This window comes from Bacillus sp. TSO22, assembly GCF_020223595.1.
GTDB lineage: Bacteria > Bacillota > Bacilli > Bacillales > Bacillaceae > Bacillus > Bacillus inaquosorum.
This window is the reverse complement of record NZ_JAHAWO010000023.1, coordinates 1-266: the sequence shown is the minus strand read 5'-3', so window position 1 is coordinate 266 and position 266 is coordinate 1. Positions and strand designations below refer to the sequence as shown.

Genomic DNA, 266 nt, shown 5'->3' with positions numbered 1-266 from the left:
CTCCTAGTGCCAAGGCATCCACCGTGCGCCCTTTCTAACTTAACCGTTAAAAAGAATCACTATGTGATATCTTGTCTTACTAATTGAATGTGATGTCTACTGTTATCTAGTTTTCAAAGAACACGTTTCGAAGGAATGATCCTTCAAAACTAAACAAGACAGGGAACGTTCTGTTTATAAGACCCAAGGTCTTATATTCCGTAAATATCCTTAGAAAGGAGGTGATCCAGCCGCACCTTCCGATACGGCTACCTTGTTACGACTTC

At 41.0% G+C, this 266-nt stretch carries 1 rRNA gene; it reads right to left on the bottom strand.

The features are described 5' to 3' along the window. Positions 1-214: 214 nt before the first annotated feature. Positions 215-266, bottom strand: a 16S ribosomal RNA gene (locus KHQ79_RS22140); the annotation flags it as partial.